This is a genomic window from Protofrankia sp. Cr1 (assembly GCF_963555865.1).
GTDB lineage: Bacteria > Actinomycetota > Actinomycetes > Frankiales > Frankiaceae > Protofrankia.
The window spans coordinates 1630-3602 of the sequence record NZ_CAUVXO010000397.1; the positions used below are offsets into that span (position 1 = coordinate 1630).

Sequence of the window (1973 nt, forward strand, 5' to 3'; positions counted from 1 at the left end):
CCCGTCCGGCCCCGGCAGATCAGGCGCAGTGGGTGGTGCTGGGACCGTTGCTGCCGGTGGCGGGGCGGGATCGTCCGGCCGGGTGCCAGCGACGATGTCGAAAGCTGGCTCGGCCCTCCCATCCCTTGCTCGTCGAGTGCCCGCTGGCCGTCGACCACTGATGATGTACACTTTTGATAGCTACCAGGAGCCCGGGGGAGGGTACCGTGTCGGAGACTGCGATCGCGAGGCTGTTCACGCATGGCAGGAGCCAGGCTGTGCGGCTGCCGAAGGAGTTTCGGCTGCCCGGTGACCGGGTGCGTGTCCGACACGTGGGAGATGGCGTGCTACTGGAGCCGATCGCGTCGGATGTCGATGCGTGGTTCGCCGAGCTGGACCGGTTTGCCGACGTGCCGCTGTTTGAGGACAGTAGGAACCAGCCGGCGACGCCCGTCGGCGAGGACATCTTCGAGTGACTTATCTTCTGGACACCAACGCGGTGGTCGCCCTGTTGCGGAACAAGCCGCTCGCCGTGCGCGATCGGTATCGGGAGGCCCTCGCGTCGGGGGAACCTCTTGCGCTGTCGTCGGTCGTGCTGTTCGAGCTGTGGTACGGCGTGGCGAAGAGCAGTCAGGTCCAGGAAAACAGCGAGCGTCTGCGGGTGCTGCTGTCCGGCGATTTCGATCTGCTGGACTTCGATGACGAGGACGCCCGTACCGCCGGCCAGGTACGCGCCGCGCTGGAGAAGGACGGCCAGCCGATCGGCGCCTACGACCTGCTGATCGCAGCCCAGGCGGTCCGGCGTGGGCTCACAGTAGTCACCGCCAACACCTCCGAGTTCAGTCGAGTAGCCGGCCTGAGCTGGCAGGACTGGACAATCTGACCGCCTCGCCATCACCCCACGACGTGTCCGGACCTCGACATGGCAGAAGGCGAAGTTGGACCGTCGTGGCCCGTGGGGACGAACTGATCAGTGCCGACCATCTGAATGCCCTCCCGCAGGGTAACTACATACCGCGACAACGGCGGGCCGGGTGTTGGCGCTGTTTCAGTGACTGCCTGGATTCCGGCATCGCAGCGGAAAACCCGAGCGTCGGCCCCATCTTGTCAACCTGACCGACCACGACATCGTCAGGATTTACGGGGCCGAATTCAGGGGCGTCGCCCAGTACTATCTGCTGGCCGGCGATGTCTACCGGCTCAACCGGCTGCAATGGGTCATGGGAACCTCCATGCTCAAGACGCTGGCGGCGAAGCACCGCTCGTCGGTGACAAAGATGGCACGGAAATACGGTGTCATCTGCCAAACACCGCACGGGCCACGTGCGTGCTTCGAGGCCACCGTCGAACGCGCCGACGGCAAGGAACTGGTAGCGAGGTTCGGAGGCATCCCACTGAAAAGGCAAAAGAAAGCGGTCCTCGATGACCGCGGACCCGCCTCGGTTGGTACCCGCCGCAAGGAGCTGATCCACAGGCTCCAGGTGAGTCGATGTGAACTGTGCGCAACGCGGACCGACGTGGAAATCCACCAGGTTCGCAAGCTCGCGGACCTCACACAATCGAGGGGGCCACTGCCCGAGTGGGCACGTATCATGATCGGGCTGCGGAGAAAGACTCTCGTGGCCCCGAGCAGGTCCGGACTCGCCGCCATCAGCTCCTTGCCGACGTCTTCCGGGTCGGTCACAGTCGGCCGTACGGCCATTGCGTACTCCTCCTCAACGAGTTCTTCGCTGGTTCTCGAAGAGGATCTACACGGTGGCCGTCCTACATCACAAACCTCCCACACGGTATGTCGCAAACCGGTCGCTATCCGTACACCACATCCGTGGACTCAAGCGTACGACCGACCCGGGCGCGGGATGATCGGACTGATCCGCGCCTTGGAAAAGGGCAGTGGTGGCGGATCGGCGGCCATGAGGTCGACCTGTTCGAGATGGAGTTCGCCGAGTTTCACGGTGCCGAGCGCGCGCTCGCGGTTACCTCGGGCACCCACG

The 1973-nt window shown here is 64.5% G+C and carries 3 protein-coding genes and 1 pseudogene; all 4 read left to right on the plus strand.

The genetic code is table 11. From position 1 onward, the window contains the following. The first annotated feature begins 206 nt into the window (after positions 1-206). Complete coding sequence (locus U9980_RS22230; RefSeq protein WP_322769706.1) at positions 207-455, plus strand: antitoxin; 249 nt, start codon at positions 207-209, stop codon at positions 453-455. Beyond that, on the plus strand, positions 452-862 hold the full coding sequence (locus U9980_RS22235; protein WP_322769707.1) for a type II toxin-antitoxin system VapC family toxin: 411 nt from the start codon (positions 452-454) through the stop codon (positions 860-862). The genes U9980_RS22230 and U9980_RS22235 overlap by 4 nt, the downstream gene beginning before the upstream one ends. A gap of 244 nt (positions 863-1106) precedes the next feature. Beyond that, positions 1107-1541, plus strand: a pseudogene (locus U9980_RS28700) (group II intron reverse transcriptase/maturase); the annotation flags it as partial. A 371-nt stretch (positions 1542-1912) separates the two neighbouring features. Beyond that, positions 1913-1973, plus strand: a 61-nt coding sequence (locus U9980_RS28705; RefSeq protein ID WP_416210354.1) for a hypothetical protein, incomplete at its 3' end; no start/stop codon positions are given.